At 46.5% G+C, this 21,443-nt stretch carries 21 protein-coding genes, 3 pseudogenes and 1 riboswitch; of the genes and pseudogenes, 11 read left to right on the forward strand and 13 right to left on the reverse strand.

Going from position 1 to position 21,443, the window contains the following annotated elements; all coding sequences use genetic code 11:
• Positions 1-21: 21 nt before the first annotated feature.
• The 3 genes and pseudogenes from DESTI_RS10845 to DESTI_RS31380 all read right to left on the reverse strand — a co-directional run.
• Entirely contained in the window at positions 22-1,167 is a 1,146-nt protein-coding gene (locus DESTI_RS10845; protein ID WP_014810003.1) for a cation:proton antiporter, read from the reverse strand.
• 196 nt (positions 1,168-1,363) lie between these two features.
• A pseudogene (eno, locus tag DESTI_RS31375) lies at positions 1,364-1,597 on the reverse strand (phosphopyruvate hydratase); the annotation flags it as partial.
• A gap of 117 nt (positions 1,598-1,714) precedes the next feature.
• A pseudogene (locus DESTI_RS31380) lies at positions 1,715-2,524 on the reverse strand (dynamin family protein); the annotation flags it as partial.
• Positions 2,525-2,650: 126 nt separating this feature from the next.
• A riboswitch (Fluoride riboswitch) is annotated at positions 2,651-2,713 on the reverse strand.
• Between the two features lie 211 nt (positions 2,714-2,924).
• Here DESTI_RS31380 and DESTI_RS10855 point away from each other — a divergent pair.
• From DESTI_RS10855 to DESTI_RS10875, 4 genes are all read left to right on the forward strand, one after another.
• Positions 2,925-4,193 (forward strand): lysozyme inhibitor LprI family protein, encoded by a 1,269-nt coding sequence (locus tag DESTI_RS10855; RefSeq protein WP_014810005.1) that lies wholly within the window; start codon positions 2,925-2,927, stop codon positions 4,191-4,193.
• Positions 4,194-4,619: 426 nt separating this feature from the next.
• Positions 4,620-4,955 (forward strand): type II toxin-antitoxin system RelE/ParE family toxin, encoded by a 336-nt coding sequence (locus DESTI_RS10865; protein ID WP_014810006.1) that lies wholly within the window; start codon positions 4,620-4,622, stop codon positions 4,953-4,955.
• A complete protein-coding gene (locus DESTI_RS10870; protein ID WP_014810007.1) occupies positions 4,955-6,046 on the forward strand; it encodes a HigA family addiction module antitoxin in 1,092 nt (363 codons plus the stop codon). The genes DESTI_RS10865 and DESTI_RS10870 overlap by 1 nt, the downstream gene beginning before the upstream one ends.
• Positions 6,047-6,287: 241 nt before the next feature.
• On the forward strand, positions 6,288-7,142 hold the full coding sequence (locus DESTI_RS10875; protein WP_014810009.1) for a DUF4238 domain-containing protein: 855 nt from the start codon (positions 6,288-6,290) through the stop codon (positions 7,140-7,142).
• A 73-nt stretch (positions 7,143-7,215) separates the two neighbouring features.
• On the opposite strand, the gene DESTI_RS10880 is transcribed toward DESTI_RS10875, so the two are convergent.
• The 4 genes from DESTI_RS10880 to DESTI_RS10895 form a co-directional block, all read right to left on the reverse strand.
• A complete protein-coding gene (locus DESTI_RS10880) occupies positions 7,216-7,659 on the reverse strand; it encodes a nucleoside 2-deoxyribosyltransferase (protein WP_014810010.1) in 444 nt (147 codons plus the stop codon).
• A gap of 80 nt (positions 7,660-7,739) precedes the next feature.
• Positions 7,740-8,315, reverse strand: a complete 576-nt coding sequence (locus DESTI_RS10885) for a hypothetical protein (protein WP_014810012.1) — start codon at positions 8,313-8,315, stop codon at positions 7,740-7,742.
• Positions 8,316-8,474: 159 nt separating this feature from the next.
• Positions 8,475-9,542 (reverse strand): hypothetical protein, encoded by a 1,068-nt coding sequence (locus DESTI_RS10890; protein ID WP_014810013.1) that lies wholly within the window; start codon positions 9,540-9,542, stop codon positions 8,475-8,477.
• A gap of 452 nt (positions 9,543-9,994) precedes the next feature.
• A complete protein-coding gene (locus DESTI_RS10895; protein WP_014810014.1) occupies positions 9,995-10,183 on the reverse strand; it encodes a hypothetical protein in 189 nt (62 codons plus the stop codon).
• Between the two features lie 427 nt (positions 10,184-10,610).
• Here DESTI_RS10895 and DESTI_RS10900 point away from each other — a divergent pair, with 427 nt between their 5' ends.
• The 3 genes from DESTI_RS10900 to DESTI_RS10905 all read left to right on the forward strand — a co-directional run bounded on the left by DESTI_RS10900 (position 10,611) and on the right by DESTI_RS10905 (position 11,698).
• Positions 10,611-10,937 carry a phage integrase gene (locus DESTI_RS10900; protein WP_041286133.1) on the forward strand — a complete coding sequence of 109 codons (327 nt, stop codon included), beginning with the start codon at positions 10,611-10,613 and terminating at the stop codon, positions 10,935-10,937.
• Between the two features lie 126 nt (positions 10,938-11,063).
• Positions 11,064-11,345 carry a site-specific integrase gene (locus DESTI_RS31735; protein ID WP_353743188.1) on the forward strand — a complete coding sequence of 94 codons (282 nt, stop codon included), beginning with the start codon at positions 11,064-11,066 and terminating at the stop codon, positions 11,343-11,345.
• Entirely contained in the window at positions 11,258-11,698 is a 441-nt protein-coding gene (locus tag DESTI_RS10905) for a tyrosine-type recombinase/integrase (protein ID WP_041286134.1), read from the forward strand. The genes DESTI_RS31735 and DESTI_RS10905 overlap by 88 nt, the downstream gene beginning before the upstream one ends.
• A 215-nt stretch (positions 11,699-11,913) precedes the next feature.
• Here DESTI_RS10905 and DESTI_RS10910 read toward each other — a convergent pair whose 3' ends face one another.
• The 3 genes and pseudogenes from DESTI_RS10910 to DESTI_RS28740 all read right to left on the reverse strand — a co-directional run.
• Positions 11,914-12,777, reverse strand: coding sequence for a DUF5677 domain-containing protein (locus DESTI_RS10910; protein WP_014810015.1), 864 nt, complete (start codon positions 12,775-12,777; stop codon positions 11,914-11,916).
• Positions 12,778-12,903: 126 nt separating this feature from the next.
• Positions 12,904-13,110, reverse strand: a complete 207-nt coding sequence (locus DESTI_RS31905) for a zinc-ribbon domain-containing protein (protein WP_492222824.1) — start codon at positions 13,108-13,110, stop codon at positions 12,904-12,906.
• A gap of 13 nt (positions 13,111-13,123) precedes the next feature.
• Positions 13,124-15,676: pseudogene (locus tag DESTI_RS28740) on the reverse strand (zinc-ribbon domain-containing protein); the annotation flags it as partial.
• 653 nt (positions 15,677-16,329) lie between these two features.
• Between DESTI_RS28740 and DESTI_RS10925 the strand changes: the two are divergent.
• Positions 16,330-17,091, forward strand: coding sequence for a hypothetical protein (locus DESTI_RS10925; protein ID WP_014810016.1), 762 nt, complete (start codon positions 16,330-16,332; stop codon positions 17,089-17,091).
• Between the two features lie 481 nt (positions 17,092-17,572).
• On the opposite strand, the gene DESTI_RS10930 is transcribed toward DESTI_RS10925, so the two are convergent.
• From DESTI_RS10930 to DESTI_RS29940, 3 genes are all read right to left on the reverse strand, one after another.
• Positions 17,573-18,334, reverse strand: coding sequence for a RecB family exonuclease (locus DESTI_RS10930; RefSeq protein ID WP_014810017.1), 762 nt, complete (start codon positions 18,332-18,334; stop codon positions 17,573-17,575).
• An 80-nt stretch (positions 18,335-18,414) separates the two neighbouring features.
• Complete coding sequence (locus DESTI_RS10935) at positions 18,415-19,113, reverse strand: hypothetical protein (protein WP_014810018.1); 699 nt, start codon at positions 19,111-19,113, stop codon at positions 18,415-18,417.
• Positions 19,114-19,230: 117 nt separating this feature from the next.
• The gene (locus DESTI_RS29940; RefSeq protein ID WP_014810020.1) at positions 19,231-19,395 is read right to left on the reverse strand and encodes a DUF1232 domain-containing protein; all 165 of its coding nucleotides are present in this window, start codon (positions 19,393-19,395) and stop codon (positions 19,231-19,233) included.
• 474 nt (positions 19,396-19,869) lie between these two features.
• Here DESTI_RS29940 and DESTI_RS10940 point away from each other — a divergent pair, with 474 nt between their 5' ends.
• From DESTI_RS10940 to DESTI_RS10950, 3 genes are all read left to right on the forward strand, one after another.
• Entirely contained in the window at positions 19,870-20,112 is a 243-nt protein-coding gene (locus DESTI_RS10940; RefSeq protein ID WP_014810021.1) for a helix-turn-helix domain-containing protein, read from the forward strand.
• Positions 20,105-20,338, forward strand: coding sequence for a hypothetical protein (locus DESTI_RS10945; protein WP_014810022.1), 234 nt, complete (start codon positions 20,105-20,107; stop codon positions 20,336-20,338). Before DESTI_RS10940 ends, DESTI_RS10945 begins: the two co-directional genes overlap by 8 nt.
• 348 nt (positions 20,339-20,686) lie before the next feature.
• A complete protein-coding gene (locus tag DESTI_RS10950) occupies positions 20,687-21,319 on the forward strand; it encodes a hypothetical protein (protein WP_014810023.1) in 633 nt (210 codons plus the stop codon).
• Positions 21,320-21,443 lie beyond the last annotated feature (124 nt).

A 21,443-nucleotide genomic window follows, 5' to 3' on the forward strand; every position in this document is an offset into this window, starting at 1 on the left:
CCTCTTAGCCAATGCCCGAATTTATTTCTGCCAATCTCCATTTACTTCATGATGCTCGGGTTCGAAGAACCATTGAGCAATGAGTGTGGGGATTACTGCGCTCCCGATTACCACGGTAACTAAGACCGTATACTGTTCCTGCGTTATGATGCCTCGGGTGTAACCGAACAGGGCGGAAATACTGCCAAATGTGAGACCTGTACTCATCAGCAATGTTGTGTACATGCCTATCTTCCGGGAAAAACGAAATGCTGAGGTCAGAGGAAAAACTCCGATAAATTTCGCAGACACCTTAACCACTAGCAAGACAATAATCAAACCGATGCTGGTTAGAATGGCCGGAAGGGATACTATTGTCCCGGCTTTGAGGAAGTAGAAGGGCGTGAGCAGAGCGAACGTTGCAGTGCGAAGATGCCGCACCATTTCCTTGTGATCCTTAAATAATCCGGCCACTACCAGGCCCAGCAGATATGCAGGCAAGACTGCCTCGCTATTTGCGTGTGTAGCAAGCCAGCCCAAACCAAACAGCAGAAAGAAGAGGAGCTTGATTTCCGGCTCGCTTACATGACCGCTGAATACCCTAAAAAACCACCTTGTGAACCATGGCGTGACGATGAGGACTATCGTGGTCACAACGGCAAATATGATTAACCACAAATCGTAATGCGCAAACAGAATACCCAGCGCAACAACGGTCCCAAGATCGGTGACGAAACACGCCGCCAGGATAAGCTTGCCCAATTCTTCCTTGTTCAAGCCTGTTTCCACCATTACTGCATAAACCACTGCAACAGACGTTGTTGACAGTGCTATGCCGCAAATCATTGAAGCTTCGAGGGTCCATTTAGCCACATACAATGCGTAAGCCATTGCACCCAAGAATGGCAGCAAGAAACTGAGAAAACCTATGCTGATGCTCTCTTTGCCGTACTTGCGAAGAACATCGGGTTCGATTTCTGCTCCAGCCAAAAAAGTGAGGAGAATCGCTCCGAAACCCGCCAGAAAACTTATCCATTCTGTTTTGGGGTCCAGCCCCAGAAAGTTTCCGCCTATGACGCCGACACAAATTTCAACGAGAGCTACTGAAATGGCGGTTCGCATCGAGATGACGCTTGCCAGGAGCGCCAGTCCGATCCAAACCGTGGCTATATACCAAGTGTTGTCCATAAAGCCTCCGTGAGTCGTGCAGAATTACTTACGAATTCTAAGCGTGACTATATCCTCAATGTTTTTGAGTGTACTTCGGCAATCCTGGAGGCAACTCACCATATCTGCGAAGATGACGACTTTCGAGTTCAGAAAGTGACACCCAGTTGGTGAAGCACGAACCCAAGATCATTTTGTCCGCGCTCCGAATGGTCTTCAGAATAGCATTGGCTCCAAGTTTGCTTTTGGTGGCGGTTCCATCCAATTCGATCATTAAGCGATCGATTTCCGCCCGTTGCGTTGCAGACATGCCGACCACTTTTGGTGCAATTGTTCGGTTCACATTGTCCACAGCCTTCAGGACGCCTTTCCCACCGTACCGGTTTTTATCTCCATCACGCAATTCAAGTGCTTCATTCTCCCCGGTAGAAGCTCCGGAAGGTACAGAAGCAGGTTCACGAAGAGCATTGGCCTTTTCAGAAACGAGGAATCCCACCAGATGGTTTTCTACTTCGCATAATCCACTGTCAGTCCAAAGTCCTGGATCGTCAATGAGCTTAGAATCTAGTCCCCGGCGAGCCGAGACACAGAAAATGGGATGATCGTTCGATGATTGAGTCTTTTCGGTTAAGACTCTCTTGAAGAAACCTACTGCTTCTTGCAGCTCTTCGGCACTCAGGTAATCAACTTTATTGAATATGAAGAAGAGCCTGGACACTCTGGAGTGTACGTTCTTGAGGAATTCCGCTTCCACTTCGGTAAGAGGTGGATCGGCGGACACTACAAATAACGCTGCATCACATTGAGGGAGAAAATTGAGAGTTGCCTCTGTGTTATGAGTAAAGGTGGAACCAATTCCAGGCGTATCTATGAGAACGACGCCGTGCTGAAGAATCTGGGCAGGATGAAAAATATCCACATGAAGCACACCTAGTCGATTCTTAGGATTCCCTTTTTCAGTGACGAATCCCTCCAAAATCGAAACCAAATCCTTAAGACTCTCACCTGAGAATTCTCTCGCTGGACGATTGTCCTGATAAGATACCCGTACCAAAATCTTGGGACCGTATTGCAGAAAAGTCGGTATGGCCGTGAGCGAAACTACTGAAGTGGGCAGCAGGGCTTCTCCGAGAAATGCATTGAGCAGGGTGCTCTTGCCACGTTTGAACTGACCTAAAACAGCAAGGTGAAAACGCCCTTCTTCCAAGCGTTCCCGCAGAAATAGCAGTTTTTCAGAGTCTCCGATGAACTCTGGCCCCAGTCCATCCACAGTCTTAATGGCTTCACCAACGAGAATTTGAAAATCGAGTGCCGCCCTGGATTCATGTTCAGATGCGGATATTTCACATTCAGAATGGTTGCTCGTTTGAGAATGCATGGCGAATACCCTTCTGGAGCCGACTGTTCCGGTTCAGATCCTGCGACAAAATCAAAGATTTCACGCCAAATAAAAAACCCACCTTTCGGTGGGTTCCACTTATGCCGATCTCCCACCGCACAATCTGTAGCGGTAGGAGTCATCAGCTCATTACGAGCATTTTGGGGGGACTCCATCCCCGTCATCTGTATAATTTCTTGTAAAATTTTTTGCTGTGAAAGTCAAGACGCTGCTGTGAGCTGTTTACAGAATTTCCATGAATCTTCCTCATTATTGTCATCACAGATGCACAAACCGATGGTATGTTGAGCTCTGGGGGAGAAAGGCACTAGGCGGTTGTTTACGCCCTAGATCGGTGAAGAGACAGAGTGTAATCGAACAACGAGCTGGGGACTAAGCCATGAAGATACATACCCTTGTTCCAGGCATATTTCTTCTTCTCATAATTACCGGAAACATCCATGCGGCTAGCTTTGACTGTGAGAAAGCAACATCTGAAGCGGAGAAACTTATCTGCGCAGACCAGACACTCTCCAAAAGCGACGAGGACCTGGCAGCGTTATACGCCGAAACATTGAAACGAGCGGCAGATCCGTTGCTGCTGGAGAGGCAACAGCGAGCGTGGCTTAGCAACGTCCGTGACCAATGCATTGATCCGTCGATCCTTAAGGATGCATACGTGACACGGATAAAGCAGCTTTCATCGGTGCTCAGAACAATGTCACGTGGAACAGCCAAGACGATAAAGTCCGACGCCGAAGCTTGTCAAGTTGTGGTAGATTTCGTTCTCGACAACCTTTCAGTGCCGCCTGAGGACTCTCAGCCAACGATGGAGGAGCTCGAACGTATCTTCGGCAAAGATACACTGGGTACACTCTACGGTTGTAGCCCATCGTATTGGCGTCACGACTTCAACAACGACGGTACCCCCGACCATCTGATCATCTCGGTTCAGGGAACCGCTCACGTGAGCGTTGGCTACGTGCTTTCAGGCAAGAAAGGGTCCGCCGTGCAAGAGGTTGGCGACTATGAATGTTACGACCTCTCGGTTCTCAATGTGGGTACACGATATTATGTCCTCTCTCATCACGGCGGCCGGCTGGGCAAGCTTTGGCGACTCTCCAGAAGCGGGGAATTCATGCCAGTGTGCAAGTTTAGCCCACGAAAAGAGCCGATGGTCGAACTCGTTGCGGGAAAGGAAAACGGAGTTTGTTTGGAAGCCCGTCTGGGCCGTGTTCATCATGCCAGATATGGCCTGACGCACGGGCTTGGGCCTTTGCCCCTGGGAGCCCCAAACTTGTCAAAAGACCCGATAGAAGGGCTGGCTCTTGTGGATATCAATAACGACGGGACACCAGACAACGTGGTCCGTATTGACTTCTCACGTGTTGGAGGACGCGGTTGCAAAGGGAGAGACCTAGCGGTTACGGACGCAACCCGCACCAAGATCCCCGACACGAAACTGAATGAGATTCTGATTGATAGAGCTGAATGTGACTCAAATATGGATGTCTTCGTGTATGAGGGAATTGCATACGTGGATTTGCAGGACGACTCCGGCAACCGTCAGATCTATCGAATTAGAGGCGAAAAGATCGAAACGATCTGCGAATTTAGTGGCCACCTCCTCTATGATGTGGTTGACGTTGTCGAGAAATCAGAGGAATGAAGGCGCTTCTTCTACTCATCGGGAACCTTATGCTATGGATCGGTATTTCTTCGTGTGTGAATCGAGAAATGGATAACTCGGATAGGTAAATGCGGCACTAATCCTTTACATACTGGTTATGAGACTTCTGGAGCGGAATCCCATCCGAGTTATGTGCCTCTTGAAACTTCCGAAACTGGTTTCGGAAGTTTATCGTTCTTCAAGTCAGTCCTTTGTCCTTGCCGATTTCCCATCTCCCGTTCCAATGCTGCCGCTATTGCGACCCTCTCACTTTTAGTAAAATCTTTCCGCATCTCGTTTTCGGCGTATTCACCCTCAAGGATGCTGAGGACAGGGGCCATACTTGAAAGAGATTCTTTTAATAGGCAGAGTCCTCTTGATTTTTCATTACCTATGACGTAAAGTGTTTTCAGGTATGGATAGGAAATGGATATAGATTTCAAGTCTAAGAAATTGATGAAGATTTTCAACTCAGAGGAACGTCTTCGCAAAGAATACGGTCCCGAGCAAGCGCGACTCATCCAAAGGCGGATGTGGATACTTCGCGCCGCACCAACGCTTGCAGATGTACCGACCGATAAGCCAGAGCGAAGACACCAACTGAAAGGGGACAGGAAAAATCAATTTGCCGTGGATTTGAAACAACCGTTTCGGCTTATTTTTGAGCCAAACCATAATCCTATTCCGAGGTCAGAAGACGGTAATATCATCACCAGTAACGTCACTGCGATTACGATACTGGAAGTAAAGGACTATCACTGATGATCACACAAACAGCCAATAAATTTACTCCGGATTATGTCATATCACCTGGAGAAATTCTTGAGGAAACCCTCGAGGCGCGGGGGATCAAAAAGAAAGAATTCGCCGAACGATGCGGCCTCTCGGATAAGACTGTAAGTCTCATAATTCACGGGAAAGCTCCAGTTCTACCAGAAACAGCTATCCAGTTTGAGCGGGTGCTGGGGGTCTCCGCGGCAATATGGAACAACCTTGAAGCCGCGTATCGTTTACACCATGCCAACAAAGCCGAACAAGATAAACTCAATACTCAGCGGCAATGGGCGAAACGTTTCCCTGTCAATGAGCTCGCCAAAAGAGGGTTTATAGAAAAGCCGGACGATGCAATTGATGCCGTCAGGAAGCTCTTGAATTTCTTCGCTGTCGCGTCAATAGAAATTTGGGAGAAGCGCTATGCTTCCATGCTTGTGGCATATAGGCATTCTCCGTCCTTCAAGAGCGCACCCGAAGCTGTAGCTACCTGGTTGAGAATAGGGGAACTGGTGGCAGAAAGAATAGAAACTGCACCATATTCCAGAGATACCTTTCTTGCTGCCTTGAATCAGATAAGAAGTTTAACAAGCTCATCCGATTTTGAACATAAAATGAAGACACTTTGCCAAGAAGCCGGCATAGCATTAGTTTTTGTGCCAGAATTTAAGAATACGCGTCTCAGTGGCGCAACACGTTGGCTCACAAAGGACAAAGCGCTGATCATCCTCAGTCTTCGCCACAAAAGAGATGATCATTTGTGGTTCAGTTTCTTTCACGAGTCTGCCCACATTTTGCACCACGGGAAAAAAGAGACATTTCTGGACGAGAAAGACACACCTGAAAGTGATCAAGAAAAAGAAGCGGATGCTTTTGCAGCGGACTTCTTGATACCTGCCAAGAGTTATCGTGATTTCATAAAGAATAAAATCTTTTCCGAAAAATCAATCAGGTTATTTGCTGAACAGCAAGGCATAGCACCTGGAATAATCGTTGGGAGACTCCAACGAGACAAACAGATTACATATGGTAGCCTCAATCATCTAAAAAGAGTCTTTGAATTCAAGACAGAAATTTCATAAGAAAACTGAAAGGACCCTTCCCATGAACTTCGGCGGCCTCTCATGGAAACGCCTCTCCGGTTACTCTGCGGCCAAATCGCGACTATCCAGACAGATCGGTATCCCGTTCACCAGGTCTGGACGTCAAAGGAAATTCGGTGCCAAAATGGGCTGTATGACTTTGGCCATCCCTCTGACCGCTTTAGTGATATTAGCACTATGGTGGTCGTTCTGAATTACTGCATATCTTGAGATGCGAAAAGTGACCGTAATAAAACAAATTACTCGAAAGCAGCATTATGTTCCAAGATTTTATTTGAAATCTTGGCTTATTCCAGGGTTGGATAAGGTGTGGACGTACGATCTCTACCACAATAAGATCAAAAATCTTAGTCCGTCATCCATTGTTTTTGAAAATTACTATTATGAGCACGATAGAGATTTTCCAGACAACTCAATAGAAGACGTTTTGAAAAAAATGGAGGACAAGACCGCCCCAATTTTACAGGAAATGAATAGCATCGTTCAGCAGCACCCGAATTTTTCACAAGAAAAACAACTCACAAGAGCCTTACAGGATTTTCTTGTTGAAGAAAAACGGAAACAAATCAAAGAATTCGCTGCGTACCAATATCTGCGAATCCCAGGAGCAATGGAACGAAAGGCTTACGAGCTTATACCCGCAAAGATTCCAGATGAAGAGCTCAGAGAACAACTCAAACCCGCCAACTTCGTCACCACAGGATTTGACTACGTTAGAAACAAGTTTTTTCAAAAATTGAGAATGCTGCTTTCCTGTTCATTCGATTATGAATTCTTAACATCTGACTGGCCCTGTTTTGATTTTATGCATTCGCCTTATGCACCAGCACTAGGCGTTGATATAGGCAATTCACGAGGCGTTTTTCTCATATTTCCGCTTCTTCCAAGAGTTCTACTGACTCTCTTTTCACGTTCAATTTCCCCAGGTGTGTTGAGCCCACCTGAACCCATAGTAAGACCGATCTCAGCAGGAGAAGTCAGAAATACCAATACCCTGACAATTCAACAAGCAAGACGATGGGTCATATACAACAAGAATGTAGATTTCGTTCTCAAGGTAGCAAGAAACAGCTGAACCAATATAATCACGTAAATCTGATAAACGAAAGCTGAACTCAGTCGAAAAGGATTACGGTTCCGTCAGAAATTCACCGCTTCCACCCTCTAAACAACCGTCCCCCGCTTCGCTCAATCCACCAAATCACCTGCAGATTGATCGGAATACCGCCAAAATCACCGCAGTTTCGGAAATCCGTTCGTAACCCGTAACATTTCTTCTCGATTCCAGCGGCAAAGCCAATCTCACTAGTAACACCGGAATCGACTTCAAGACCGTCCAGGACGCAACGGATAATGTGGCATTCGCGGATCATATCTTCGTTTGCTCGGCCAATCCGCGCCGCTATATCCCAGAACAGTTTCATGCGTGCCGGCCAATCATTAATCAGCTTTGCCTGCTCAATCTCATGATGAAAGACTTGCTCCCAGGGATCCAAAACGGAATGGCCGAGCTTGACCAGTCTTGTCTTGATTTTGTCTCGATAGCCGCGCCACTCAGGAGAAAAACCGAGAGGGGAGGCGAGATAAACTATGGATACTGGTAACTCCGTCGCAGATTATGAAACCAACAAGACTCCTACCCCGGACGAGATCAAAATTCTCCTCGGTTTCTTCACTTTTGATCAATGCGGAATGCTTCAAACGTTATGAGATAAAAGATATCGTCAACTTCGTCTGTTTCCTGTCTCCGGACTAAGCCTTGTTCTTCAAGCATACACAACAAAATATTGTTAAGCTGATCATCTAGGCCAGTAGCACCAGCAATTTGAGAGGACTTCAATGGCCCGCTGTTTAATGCGTCAAGAGCTTTGTTTGAAGCTGCCACAAATTCATCTACTGAATTATTGATGTGATAAAGATTGATAGTGACTGGGTTGGGAACTTCTGTCTTAATTTCATTATGATCTAAAAAAGAGATGATACCTTTTGTAAGGTCGGATTTCAGAAACTCGAATTGCTCAGTTTTTGCTCTTCGCACGGCCATCCCTGAGAAGAGCGTTCGTCGATCAATCTTGCTGATTCCCACGCACTTGGGAAGGATTGGCACCGCTTTTATTACAAAATCATCTGCTTGTTTATCCATTGTCTGGCTTAAAAAGACACGAAAAAGCTCTTTGTTTTTTTCAATATCGGCAGGAGAAACTTCCTTCACTCGGACAGTCATCGAAATAATGGCAATTTTTTCCATAGACGCTCCTTTCAGATAGTTCCAAATTGTTTTTTCAAAACCTAATCGCTTTTGACCTGGCCTGCGATAGCGAGACTTTCGACCTGACCAGGAGCGCAGGGCTAATGGTTAGAAGATCCCCAGGGCTAGGTTTCTTGCCTCTCCATTAGGGGGTTGCTGTTACCACTTTTGTTTGTCACCAATAGGATTGTAACCTCTAATGGCGTTTAGCTCCTTGATCGCCCCTTCCCATCGATTGCCTAATGTGAGGACATCTGACTTCTCAGAAGGAGAAGCCTCAACAAGTGCCTCCAGATTGTACGATGGCAGTTTCTTGGCTTTAGAGAGGGCGATTGCAGCGGAGGCTTCAGTATCGATTCGCTTTACCGTCTCATGCATCGCTAGAGCAGCTAGCCACGGATCTGTGCTCGCTATAATCCGCACGATCATATGGTTATTTTTGAGTCGGCTGCCCTGGTACTTAAGCCCTTCCACAGCGTCATACGAAAGATTTTTGCCAACGAGATTCTCTAAAGGAAGTGCCCCCGAATCTCTTTGACTAGGTCCAATCACTATCGCATGGACGCCCGGCTTCTCAGTATAATATGCAGCTTTTTCCCCTTGTAAGAAGCGTACACCGAAACTCGCAAACGGAACAGTGTCAGCTCCCTCCTTAATCGCATTATCTATAACCTCGCTCCAGGAGTCTCCAAATACGGATGCAAATTCAACGTAGGGGTTCCCTGGCACAGGAATCTTTTTGCTGACAGCAATGATCGTCTGCAGGGTTTTTGAGAAGTCTGTTTTATCTCTCTTCTTGCTCAGCGAGAGGTCCACAATGATGCTGGTAACGAAATACTCGCTTCCACTTAATCGAAACGTGTCTAGCAATGGAAGACTTTTGAGAGGAATCTCAATTTTTCCGTCATCGTATATGGAAACATCAAATTTATAAACGCGACTGATAGTTAATGATCCCGAAGTACGATCTTTCTTTTGAGAATTAATTGTCATGCGGGCAGTTACCGCTATTTCTTTGTCTCTTGTGATCCATCCATTCTCTTTGAACAAAACGGCTTTTTCAAGATAAATTGAGGCCGTATCGGTCTTGAGATTGAATGCCGACTGAGGTAGACCTTCATCGATTGGAAGAATAGTTGCTCCTCCCGAAAACTCTTCTGCATTAGCAAATGCGAAGACAAATGCTACAAGTGCTAAACAAATAAACCCGCCAAGCATGAGTCTCATTCTGGTCCCCCTTCAGTATAAACAGTAAAAAGGAATCACTGTCGTGAATTACTCAAAGAATCAGACAAGCCTCGAAAAGCTCCCAAATACAGATGATGCTCTGCTACACGCAGGCGTACTTAAAGAACGCCGACGAGACTCTCCTAACTATAGCATGCCTCTCTTGGCGATCTCACATCTTATAGTAGGTAACGAACCGATATCATGCCTGCTCATAGTGTAAGACGTACCCAAGATAACCGTCAATTAAATTCTGGTTCCAAAACAAGAAGATGCGAAAAACTGTAAATTGAAGACCATGCCGTCTATGCAATAATTGAGAGTATTTCGAGTATCGCCACAAAATCGCACCAAAAAATTCTCAGAAATTTGTCACCAATAATTAACCCTCGTATGTGACCGCAATCGGTCGAGAAAATCTGGTTCCAATACCGGGGGGTAGGCGCGTCATCTCACACGCGCTCTGCCGTCTCCGAAAATTCCCGCGCCACCTCATACCATTCATCACTCTCGGGCTCGAGTCCCTCGAGTTTCCGGAAGAGCTCGCAGTTGAGAGAATCAAGCTGGCCTTGGGTGTATCCGTCTGAATTATCAGATCGAAATCCAATCAGGCGCACATAGTAATCATTCAAGCAGGCCATACGGGACAACTCCATTTCCACATTGGGTAATTCAACTCATTATATCATGAGGAAGCGAGCGTGTTCTCTTCCTAAATCCCACTCTTTTTCTATCCTCAAACCCGTAACACTGTCTGTACATGCACCCGCAAAACTGACAATTCTTGTCACCGACTGTCCATTCTGTTTACGTTTGTCTCGCGCTAATTGTGCAGTATTCGAAACTAGTTGCGGTAAAGTGACAATAAGTGCCAATTCGTGTGCCGATAATTGTCATAAAGACGTACTAAGTGCGTAACACTGGAGAGAAAAAGCATTGAGTAACACACTAGAATGTGAATTTAACTAAAATAGATACACATATAGTCACAGTAACAACACAATGTCTGCACAATGTCGTGCGTATTGCTACTTATTCAGGTAATAAGCGAACACATGAAAATCGAAAATGGGGAGAAGGGAAGATTTGGGCGGAGACGAACTCAAACAAGAGCTCACCTTTCGAGATGCATGTAAGATCTTCATAACGGGTCCCGGAATCCATGACAGTCCTGGACGATGGCGCCATGAGCTGTCACTGGCGAACATCGGAGCAAAGATTGGTGTGGACCGCCCGATAAAATCAATTTGGGTACCGGAGCTCGAGCAGTATCAGCATGATCGATTGACAGACAAAGTGAGTCCGGCAACGGTTAATAGGGAACTTACCACACTATCCAAACTCTTTTCGGTTCTGATAAAGCATCGTCTCATTGATGCAAATCCAGTGCGATAACTGGACGGGCTATCAGTTCGTGATGGCGAACGTCAGGTCTACATCAGCTTTGGGGATGTGAAATTAATCATCAGCAAGACTCCAGAATGGTTTAGACCTTTGGCGCTGACAGCGTATTACACTGGAATGAGGCGCGGGGAAATCCTTGGACTCACGAGAAAACAAGTGAATCTTTCCAAGCGAATCATAGTGTTATCTCCCGAAACCACAAAAGAGGCTCATTGGAAACGAGTGCCAATTCATAAGGAGTTGATTCCCATTTTAGAGGGCAGTCTGGAGAGGGGCACTCAAAAAGTAACAAGCCTTAGTAACAAGGTTTTTTGTTCTATGACAAAAAAGGATCTCGTCCACTCGAGCTCGAAACGTTCAAAAATGTTTGGCCACGTGCATGTGATGCTTTGGGGCTGAAAGAACCTTGGCCGCGATTCCATGATCTCAGACACACGTGGCGGACGAACGCACGCCGATCCGGAATGGATTTTCAAATAGCCGAGTCTATTCTTGGACATCAAAGCAAAGCACGATCAGTCAGCGATAGGTACGGCCGAATCGGTGACGAAGAACTAGTGAATGCCATAGATCAGATGACCTTCAACCATGGCGATACGGAAATTCTCGTTGCGAAAGATGTGGCGGGACGTTCGTCAAAAAATAGTAACTCAGTAGTGACTGGAAAGCGGTCCAAAAACAAAAGGCCACATTATCATGTGACCGTGTTTCAACTATTTCAACCGGTTAGTGGTCGGGACGACTGGATTTGAACCAGCGACCCCTGCATCCCGAAGGCTTACAACCAGCTAATCCCAGAGCCGTCTTGCCGAGATTCCCCTGTAAAATCAATAACCATTGAAGGCCATGGACGACCGTCACTGACCACCGAGGGGCCAAAAGGGGCCCAAAAAGTGCCAAAGGAATCTAGGTCCGGCTAGATTTCAAGTTCCATGCGTTTCAAATACAGATCAAGAAAAGTTGGCTGCTATTCTGGCATTCTTGACCAGCTCTTTGTTATGAGATTCTCAACTCTCCTGCACAACGACATTGCATTTTGGGCAACACCCTCATCCTCAAGAATATCTCCTGCCAATGCTAAATTGGCAGTCATCTGGGCAATGGAGTCCATTACTGCAGCATCAGCGTGATTAATGGCTGGGCCAAGCATAAATGTCCGTTGATCTGGATTGTCCTCCACAAGACCGCCCAAACATGCATGAAGACCATGCGTGAAAAGAGAATCAGCTTTGTAGTTTACTAGATAATATTCTTCACTGGCGTGCTCTCTACAGAGGCTGCGGACGCTGGTTCTTGCAAAATTTCGCTGGATCTCTTCGGCAATTAGTCCTCTGTCCTTCGCCAAATCTCCCAGAAGAGAATGAAAGTTTTTCCATTCTTCCAGATTTCTCGGCAGATTCAAGGCGTTGCCCCCTTTTGTATTCAGTCGTCCTAGTTCCGTCTCCATTGAAATTATTTCCTCTTGGACGCTATGAAGCATGTATCCTAAAGCTACTGCCACTGGATTAGAGCTCATGTTCAAGAGCATCAGTCCTATTTCCATCACAGATCTCTTCAAATTCGGGACAACGTCAGCGTAACCAGAAAGGCTCAAAATCATACTTGACACAAAGAGGCGAAAAGACCTGACGACCAGAATTGACACTACGTAATCTTGAGGTCGCTCGGAGGCATAGCTTGTGGGACGATCAACGACTTGCTGAACTATTAGATCAACTTCCGAAACAAAGTCTAGTAGTTGTTTGATCTGCGGCTCGATGGTCCTGGCTGTCTGGTTTATGCTCGACCTAAACCAATTCCAATCATATTTTTCCTCTTTGTCGAAGCCCATTACGGTACCTTTTTCTCGTTTATTCTTTGATGACTCGGATTACTTCGGCCTAAGTACGTCACTTTTTGGATGTACTCAATGTGTGGACACCCCTAAAAAAGTGTTAGCTTATGCAATTGGACTTCCTCAGGATATTTCCTCTCGATCAAGCAGAGCACAGATAGGACAAATTTTACTCCGAACCTGATGCATGACCCTGCGCTCCCATTCATGGCCTTCAGGGCAGATCCACCACACTTTCTTGTCGCTGCCGCCTTTCACATCGTGAGGAGTCAAACTTCCATTCTTAGTCGGGTGCCATTGCTTTGCTATTTGTGGGAACTTTACTGCCAAGTTGTTTAAGTCAGTCACTCTCGTTCCAAAGCAGTTGGGGCATCCCGCCCCTCCCGTACGTCTACAAATAGGGGCTTTCCATTCGTGCTCCCTCTTACAAATCCACCACACTTTTCTTCCACTTTTTGGCGTAAAATCAAAAGGAGTGAGATTTTCATTCCTGGTCGGATGCCACTCCTTAGTCAATTCAGGATGACTTATTGCAAGATTGTGCTCTTCGGAAGGTAGTTTCCCAGCGCAATAGGGGCATCCGATTCCAGCTGCTCTGCTGGCGACCACAGCTTTCCATTCATGACCATGCTGGCATTGCCACCATACTTTCTTGTTCATGCCTGGGGTAACCATATCTGGACTGAGGTCCGTATTTTTGGTGGGATGCCACTCCCTCGCCAATTCTGGAAACTTGACAGCGAGATTATATTCGGAACTCAGCTTCCCTCTATGCATTTGGCTGGGGTCTTTGCCAGCGCAATATGGGCAGCCAGTTCCCCTCGTCCTGTTATTAGGGCTTGCCTCCCACTCGTGACCGTTTTGGCAAATCCACCATAGCTTTCTATTGCTCTTCGGGGTCACCATCTGTGGATTCAAGGCACCATTTTTCGAGGGGTGCCACTGCTGAATAATCTCTGGAAACTTTGTCGCAAGATTATTCTCAGGCAGTGCTCTTTGGCCAGCGCAATAAGGACATCCACGCCCTTTGGTTCGGCTCCCAATCATGGCCTTCCACTCATGACCTTTTTCGCAGATCCACCATATTTTCAGGTTGCTTCCTGGCGTGACCATGCTTGGTTCCAAGTGACCATTATTAGAGGGATGCCATTGGTGAATTAGCTCCGGACATTTTGTGGCAAGATTATGGTCATTCGAAGCTTTCTGTCCAGCGCAGTACGGGCATCCAGCCCCTTTCAAACGATTCTGGATCATGGCCTTCCACTCATGACCTTTTTTCGCAGATCCACCAGACTTTCTTCCCACTATGTGGGGAAAACATTTCTGGGGTAAGAGGACTATTCTTGGTATAATGCCACTGTTTGGCGACCTCAGGAGTTTCCCCCAGCAGAGACTTCTCCAGAGGCGGCCCTGGCAGATAAGAAACTATTCTCCTGAATTCTTTGGGATTAGCAAAGTCGTTTCGCCGCAAATAGTCGGCCACTTTATTTGTGTCCTGTTCATCCAAATTCAAAACTCTACTAAAGACACTAAGAAGGGATTTAACGACATCAACTTCTGGATCCCTCGTTTGTTTGTCTGACAACAGAATGTCATTTTCAGATGATCGGGGGAGACCTTCTCCACGCACTCGGAATAATCGAATGCTCATTCCTTCGAGTTTCTCGTTCTTAAGCGCATCCTGTTCAGTTCTTTCCATATGCCAGAAGGCACCATCATACTCGACGGCTGCTCCGTACTTTGGAATGAAAATGTCGCACTCGATGCCATCAACACGGTGCCGCCACAGCACCTCGTGAAACAGGAATTTTAGTTCAGAAAAGAGTCGAATCTCGGGTAAGGACGTGTTGGGCTTACATTCAGGACAGTTTTGGCCTTTGGCCCTATTCGAGACGCTGGATTCCCATTCGTGACCTCGACTGCATTGCCACCAAACCTTCTTGTTGCTGCGAGGGGTCACAAGACGAGGAGTCAATGCTCCATTCTTACTTGGATGCCATTCTTTCGCCAAATCAGGTAATTTCAGGGCTAAGTTATGGTGCGAATGTGCCTGCTTCCCTATGCATTTGGCGCACTGCCTTCCTTTTGCCCTGTCACAAATAGAAGCTTTCCATTCGTGACCTTTTTGGCATTTCCACCAGACCACCTTTCCGCTTCCCGCAACAACCTGATCTGTTTTCAGCGTGCCATTCTTGGTAGGATGCCACTCAGCTGCTAATTTCGGATATAGGGTGGAGAGGTTGTTGGATATTGACACTCTTCTGTTGAGGCAAAATGGACAGTTTTCGCTATTTCTCCGCTGCGCAGGGCTGGCTTCCCATTCGTGGCCATGTCGGCACAGCCACCAATACTTCCTACTGCTAGCGGGGACAACATCAAACGGTGTGAGAATTCCATTTTTTGTGGGATGCCACTGTCTTGCTATTTTGGGATTGATCACTGCCAGATTGTATTCTGGTGACGCATGCCTGCCTAGGCAGTAGGGGCACCCGCTTCCCTTAACTCGATTACTGGGCGAAGCTTTCCATTCATGGCCTTTCTCACAAATCCACCAAATCAGCTTATTACTCTTCGGTCTCACCTGAAAAGGGGTCAATGAGCCGTTCTTTTGGGGGTGCCATTCTCGTGTGAGCATCGGAAATGTTGCACCCAAGCTCCTTTCTAGACTGACTTTTTGCCCTGCACAATAAGGACAGCCCCTTCCGTTGGACCTCTTTGAGACAGTCGCTTCCCATTCATGTTGCTTTTCACAGATCCACCACACTTTCTGACCACTGCCATGTGTAACATCAGATGGCTTCACGTCGCCGTTTTTTTGGGGGTGCCATTCATTAGCAAGATCGGGGTGGGTGACAGCAAGGCTGGGTTTGTCTGGCAACGTTTCTTGAGGGGACAAATTCCACGACCTCGAATTAGAATGAATTTAGAATTCGGTTTCTTGCCTTTCATGTAATATTGCTCTTGCTTGTCCAATCTTCAAGCAAAAAGTTCCTCGATAGAGCAGTCAATTTGGGTTCCAATTCACTTGCCTCTATAATCATTCGTGTTCCGCACGAACTTGCCGTACGTACGGCATCTTCTCCGAGGCATGCTCAAAAATTCCTAAACTGGTCAACAATAGCAATCTGCTGAGCGAGTCAGTTGTATATTAATGCAATCAAGTAATCCGCAACTGTTAACTGGACCAATTGTCTCGGCAATCAGGGCCTGATTTTTGTTTGGGTTCTCTCACATAATCTTTTCCAAGATGGATTTTCCTCATTTTTTCCAGGTTGATCATTAACAGGATTGGACTCCCAAGATATTTTTTTTGCCTGTACCAGTTGACTAAACGGGATAGCAGACACAGATGTAAAAAGTCACCGTAAGGTGGCTGTTGGCCATCCACGCGGAGGTGTGCGTCCCTATACCCTGTGGCGGTGGGGTCCCTTGGGGGGCAGTGGAAATATAATACACCGTAACAAATTTGTTGTAACAGCCGTCTGGTCTGGCAAATGCCCGCATCAGGCATAGGAAAGGAGTTATATTAAGCTGAAAGGAACGTGAGCCATGGCAAAAAAAGCTAAAGAGTCAAACTCTGCGAAGACCAAAAATAAGAGCACCGATGTATTGTCGGACGACCAGATCAAGAAAATAGTTGGCGAGATCAACAAGCTGGCTATAGATACAGTTGAACGTGGTCAAATGGATATTGGCGATTTGGTGCTTAGTAAGGTCTTTCAGGGAAGCTTGGATGAAGCGACTTCAAAAAGCCCATATAAGAACAAGACGATGAAGTCTATTATAGATCATGACAATCTGCGGGTTAATCGCAGACGATTGGGTGAGTGGGTGAGAGCCGCTTTTCTACGCAAGCAACTCTTAGCGAAAGAAGTGGATTGCTCCAATCTGAGCTATTCACACTTTGCCGTTTTGTTGCAGGTTGAAAACGAAGCAACGCGGGTTAAATTGGCCAACAAGGCAAATAAAAAGAAAGCCTCGGCCCGTAAACTTGCTGACGAAGTAGGCAAGCTTCACCGCGTGGTGCATTCCGAAGAAGATGGCAAGGCCCTTCTGAGGCTTCTGGGTAATCCCGAGGCCCTGATGAAGGACGAGAAAGCCAAAAAGACCCTTGAGAATCAGGAGGATCTGGAAAAATTGCCATTTGATATCCGCATGCTCATTGCGAAGCGGGCGGAAGAGGTGGCCAAACACATGATTGATTCCATGAACCTTCTGAAGGTGGCCAAGAAGAATATCGCTCTCATCGAACTAAGAGAAACCGATGTCATAGACATCGAGGCAACGAATTTGGTGGCTGTAAAAGCGTAATTTCAAATATCCGTGCCCTCGACCCTCCCGAGGGCACGTTACAAGACAACCTCCCAAAGGCACCGAATAAACGACAATCAGAAGCAAACCGAAGATGCCGTACGTACGGCATGTTAAAAAAATAACTCTGATATGGACCGCTGTATACCATCGGAGTTTATCATGGGTAGACTTTTGTGAGTCCCCTTGCTGAAGCTGATGCCGTTCGCATTAGCGTAATAGCATCTGAATAACGAAAAGATGTAGTATCCATGCGGATAATATCCTTAGCTTTCTTATCGGCCGTAATTAGAAGCGCTCCTGGAAATAGCAGAAAAGCAAGGCCCAGCCTTGATTCTTGTAAAGGGGGGTGGGCCCGCCTACAAAGACTCCCATCTGCGGACGTTCGGACATGGCCGAAAAGGCTGGAATATAGGTGTCTGGGCGGGAAATAAAAGACCTTTCGGTCTTTAAGAATTGCATGTAATCGCATATCACATAACTACCATTCTCGGCAATGATCTGCCCATGCACATTGAGCACAATGCCAGTCGTCGCGGGGAAAGAATGCGTGCCGTTCAATAGCGGACCAGACCTGTTTGACAAGCTTTACGAATCTGTCTCTTTCCAGATGAGTGCGGGTAGTCTCGTATCGCACCATCTCAGGGCTCTTGGTCTTTGTGAGCACATCCAGTCGCATCGTAAGGCTGTCAGGATCGAACCCCAGAGCTTCAGCTCCTAAAGAATAGGCCGTGAGCTGGAGATTGCTGTGGACATTATTGTCTCCCAGCTTTTTCGCTGCTGTCTTCAGGTCCGCGACCGTGATCATCCCATCTGGCGATTGCTCAATTAGGTCAATGTAGCCTTGAAATGGTGGCACGCCCTCAATGTTGAACTCAAAGAACTCCTCCACGCCCAGCACCAAAGTATCTGGGCTGACATTCTCGTGAAACACGTCAATAAGTTGCTTTGCTTTCTGAAGCAGAGTTTTCTCATTATCGCCGTTGAAATACTTGATGTTTTCTGCATCTTGCCATGTTGCTCGATACACGTCATGCATCTGGTCAGGCTTCAGAGCTTCTCCTTCGAGGCGGGACTGATAATAGGCACCTACCGCTTCATGTAAAGCGGAACCAAAGGCCAATGCAACGGATGTAAATGCCGGCGGGATGAGTTCCACGTATTGCAGTCTGTATTTCAATGGACAGCTCAGATAGGTGTTGAGCTGGGAATATGAGAAGTGCGTAATAGGTCCTTCTGGCATCGCGCTATTCTCCTTTCTCGGGAACAAGACGCAGTTGTCCTGTTCCCCGTTAAATAGTGGATTTTTTGGTTGTGAGGTTACTAGGCCGCGACTTCAATCTGGAGAGTCTGAATCAAGTTGGAAGCGTCTTGTCTGGTGAGTTCTTGGAATGAAGAGGCATTGAGCGGGCCGAGCAAAGAGGCAATGTCCTCGTCACTATATTGGGCCCGTTTCGTCAAAGCATGTAAAGCTCGAACTTGTGCAGAAGTCACAGTTCCTTTACCGCAATGTTGCGGTTTTGATCCGTTGTCGGGTCGATCAATAGCGTCACTTGACGCTTTTGTTCCTGTTTTGCTGTTTCCGTCACCCTGATCGAACACCTTTTCAGGCTTTTTGTTGATGGTTTGCTCTGCTTCGGGTTCTGCGGAAGCCACATGAGACACTTCCTCTGCTGAAGTGTACTCTACTCCTATTCCTCCGAAGCGTAAGGCCCTTGCTATGGCCCTAGTTTCAGCCAATTCAACCAACGAATCCGAAAGTCTTGAGTCTCTTTGGCCTGATGCAGTCCCAGTACCATTGAATTTTCCTTTCTGGCATTCCACGGTCGCTTTTACCACTACGAAGTCGCTATCCAGCTTCGCGATCTCAGTCTGGATGCTCAGGTGATCATTGTTTTCATGCAGAATACGCAAACGACCCGCGATAATCGGGAATACTCGGTTTTGCCATTCTTGGCCGACTTTAATTTTTCGGTTCACCAGCTCATCTTCTCTGAAAAGTCCATTTCCATTGTTGCTCATGTTGGAACTCCTTTCATGTGGTGTATTTCCATTTCTGAATAAGTTTAAGGATCTCCGCGGTCGCCTGGACGACAATTAAAGCGATTATGGCTATTTCAGATAGCTTCATGCTGCCTCCTATTTTCGACCTCCTGCCAACGCTACCGCTCCTGCTCCTAAACCGACTGCCACATCGTCGGCCCAGCCAACCACTGGAATCACATCTGGAACCAAGTCGATTGGGGAGATTATGTACAGCAAGGCCAGAATGAGGATGTATGTTACGAATCCGCTGTCTTTCATGAGCGTGTGCCTCCTTCTTGATCTTGATGGTCTATCCTTCTATGGATAAACCCTCTAACCCTTAAACAATTATGATTCTGATGGGATATTGATTGCGGACGCGGGTGAACGGGCAAATGTTGGCAATCTACCCATGCTGAACCATTACGTTCTCAAAAATTTCGCAGAGAATCGATTTGGCTAAGCCTAAGGACATGTGTCGTGTGAGATCGCTTGCGACAGGTCGGTACACATCGAGAATGTATCGACGCTAGAATAGCTGAAATCAGAGTAATCCTGCGTCAGTCCGACCATTACTAATGATAAACCTTATTCAAGACTTGATCTGCTCGAATTAATACAAAAAGCCTCCTTTGGCCTGACATGGCAAAACCTTTCACGGATCATCATGACCGTGGGCGGTTCCAATGAATTAACTTCCCATCTGGAAATGGATAGAGGTCTACCTCTACACATAACTACAGGAGGACGATTATGAAATATTACGGCATCAATGCTGTGGCACACGACCTGAAAGTGCACCCGTCGTCATTAAGGCGATGGGAGGAAAAGGCCCTGATTTTCCCAGATCGTTTGCAGATGGGCAAATCTACCCTGCGGATCTACGACGAAGAAGCCCTGCAGGTTTTAAGACTCGCGAAAGAATTTATGGACGCGGGCATGAATGCTAAAGAAGCATTTGAGAAAGCTAATAAGGAGGAACAATGCCATGTTTGATAAAGATATGATCCGCCGAATGAACAACAACGATCTTGACGCAATAATTCGACTTCTGGAATTGAATGAAGACCGTCTCCATGCTTGGCTCATAGAAGATGCCCCGACTGTGGTGCGAGACGATTTGGATGCGTCAGTGAACTATGTGAGAACATTGCGGGAAATAGTTAAGGCCGAGCGACCTGATTACGTGAGTCCCTATGAATCTGAATTGCCCATTCGATAGGGAAGACCTGTCTGGGTGCGTGGCTTCAACTCGCCGTACGTACGGCATGTTTCCTGCCGTGGACCAAAACCGACAGGTGTCGGCATTGATTTTTAATTAAAATCGCAAACATCTTCAGACCTTATTTTTCAAATAATTGATATTACGCCATTTCAGTTAGAGATGAATTTGTGGCCTAGTTAATATGTAGAGACGGAAAATCAATGTGAAAAATTTTTTTGCTGGGGGAATTTCAGAGAGGGTTCAGCTGAATTCATGATTATTACCCCCAGCACTTCATCACGGCGAAAAGGAAAAATTATTATTTTGGGCAAAAGGGGCCGAGCACACACGGCCCGAGGAGTAAACATGTTGAAAAAACCTATGACCATTGAAGAATGGAGAAAGGAGCGTTTGAAAAAGGCAAAACAGGAAAAGGGGTTCATACGCATTCCTATGGAGCTATGGAACGGAGAAGCCTTCCATGCCCTGACCAAGGCAGAGAAATTGATTCTCTTAGAATGTCTGTCCCAACTACGGTACGCCCCCAAGAGCAAACCGAAGCTAAATAAGATCCCCAAAGACCAGCTCTTCGAGAGTGGCCTTGGGGTGCTCTTAAACAAGGGCGAGTTCGGACTGCCTACAAAATATCTTCAGGAAAGAGGGTTTAAGGGCGAGGACACCATAGCACGGGCAAAGAAGAAACTGGTACAGGTCGGATTCATGGATGTGGTAACGCAGGGATCTTTTACCAAAGCTGGGAGATTCAGATACGCGGACAGGTGGCGGACTTATAATTCTGGGGCTCTCATTGCTGAGCAGGGAGAACCTTTCTATGATGTACCACTGCCGGGCTACTGTCATTACCCAAATATTACTAAATACAACTTAGCAATTGCAAGCTCTAGATCTTTGCTAACTGATACTAAAGAAACTGATGACTCAGGTTATGTACAACTAGATCTCTTTAATCAATACTCTAGTTGCTCTGCTAACTCATAATATAGTTGATCATGTACCTACAAATAGGACTATTGATATGGTACATATATGAGATGTGTGATAATCGAATAGGAAGGGTCTGTTACTGATGTGTGATAATCAAAGGAATATGAATAGTGGTTTT

This window comes from Desulfomonile tiedjei DSM 6799 (genome assembly GCF_000266945.1).
GTDB lineage: Bacteria > Desulfobacterota > Desulfomonilia > Desulfomonilales > Desulfomonilaceae > Desulfomonile > Desulfomonile tiedjei.

Bases quoted from the DNA above. Each gene is read 5' to 3' on its own strand.
- DESTI_RS10950 (WP_014810023.1), top strand. From the start codon at position 20,687: ATGTTGAAAAAACCTATGACCATTGAAGAATGGAGAAAGGAGCGTTTG.
- DESTI_RS10930 (WP_014810017.1), bottom strand. From the start codon at position 18,334: ATGCCAGAAGGACCTATTACGCACTTCTCATATTCCCAGCTCAACACC.
- DESTI_RS10940 (WP_014810021.1), top strand. From the start codon at position 19,870: ATGAAATATTACGGCATCAATGCTGTGGCACACGACCTGAAAGTGCAC.
- DESTI_RS10845 (WP_014810003.1), bottom strand. From the start codon at position 1,167: ATGGACAACACTTGGTATATAGCCACGGTTTGGATCGGACTGGCGCTC.
- DESTI_RS10935 (WP_014810018.1), bottom strand. From the start codon at position 19,113: ATGAGCAACAATGGAAATGGACTTTTCAGAGAAGATGAGCTGGTGAAC.
- DESTI_RS10870 (WP_014810007.1), top strand. From the start codon at position 4,955: ATGATCACACAAACAGCCAATAAATTTACTCCGGATTATGTCATATCA.
- DESTI_RS10895 (WP_014810014.1), bottom strand. From the start codon at position 10,183: ATGGCCTGCTTGAATGATTACTATGTGCGCCTGATTGGATTTCGATCT.
- DESTI_RS29940 (WP_014810020.1), bottom strand. From the start codon at position 19,395: ATGAAAGACAGCGGATTCGTAACATACATCCTCATTCTGGCCTTGCTG.
- DESTI_RS10890 (WP_014810013.1), bottom strand. From the start codon at position 9,542: ATGAGACTCATGCTTGGCGGGTTTATTTGTTTAGCACTTGTAGCATTT.
- DESTI_RS10855 (WP_014810005.1), top strand. From the start codon at position 2,925: ATGAAGATACATACCCTTGTTCCAGGCATATTTCTTCTTCTCATAATT.
- DESTI_RS10885 (WP_014810012.1), bottom strand. From the start codon at position 8,315: ATGGAAAAAATTGCCATTATTTCGATGACTGTCCGAGTGAAGGAAGTT.
- DESTI_RS10925 (WP_014810016.1), top strand. From the start codon at position 16,330: ATGGCAAAAAAAGCTAAAGAGTCAAACTCTGCGAAGACCAAAAATAAG.
- DESTI_RS10865 (WP_014810006.1), top strand. From the start codon at position 4,620: ATGGATATAGATTTCAAGTCTAAGAAATTGATGAAGATTTTCAACTCA.
- DESTI_RS10900 (WP_041286133.1), top strand. From the start codon at position 10,611: ATGGGGAGAAGGGAAGATTTGGGCGGAGACGAACTCAAACAAGAGCTC.
- DESTI_RS31735 (WP_353743188.1), top strand. From the start codon at position 11,064: ATGAGGCGCGGGGAAATCCTTGGACTCACGAGAAAACAAGTGAATCTT.
- DESTI_RS10910 (WP_014810015.1), bottom strand. From the start codon at position 12,777: ATGGGCTTCGACAAAGAGGAAAAATATGATTGGAATTGGTTTAGGTCG.
- DESTI_RS10945 (WP_014810022.1), top strand. From the start codon at position 20,105: ATGTTTGATAAAGATATGATCCGCCGAATGAACAACAACGATCTTGAC.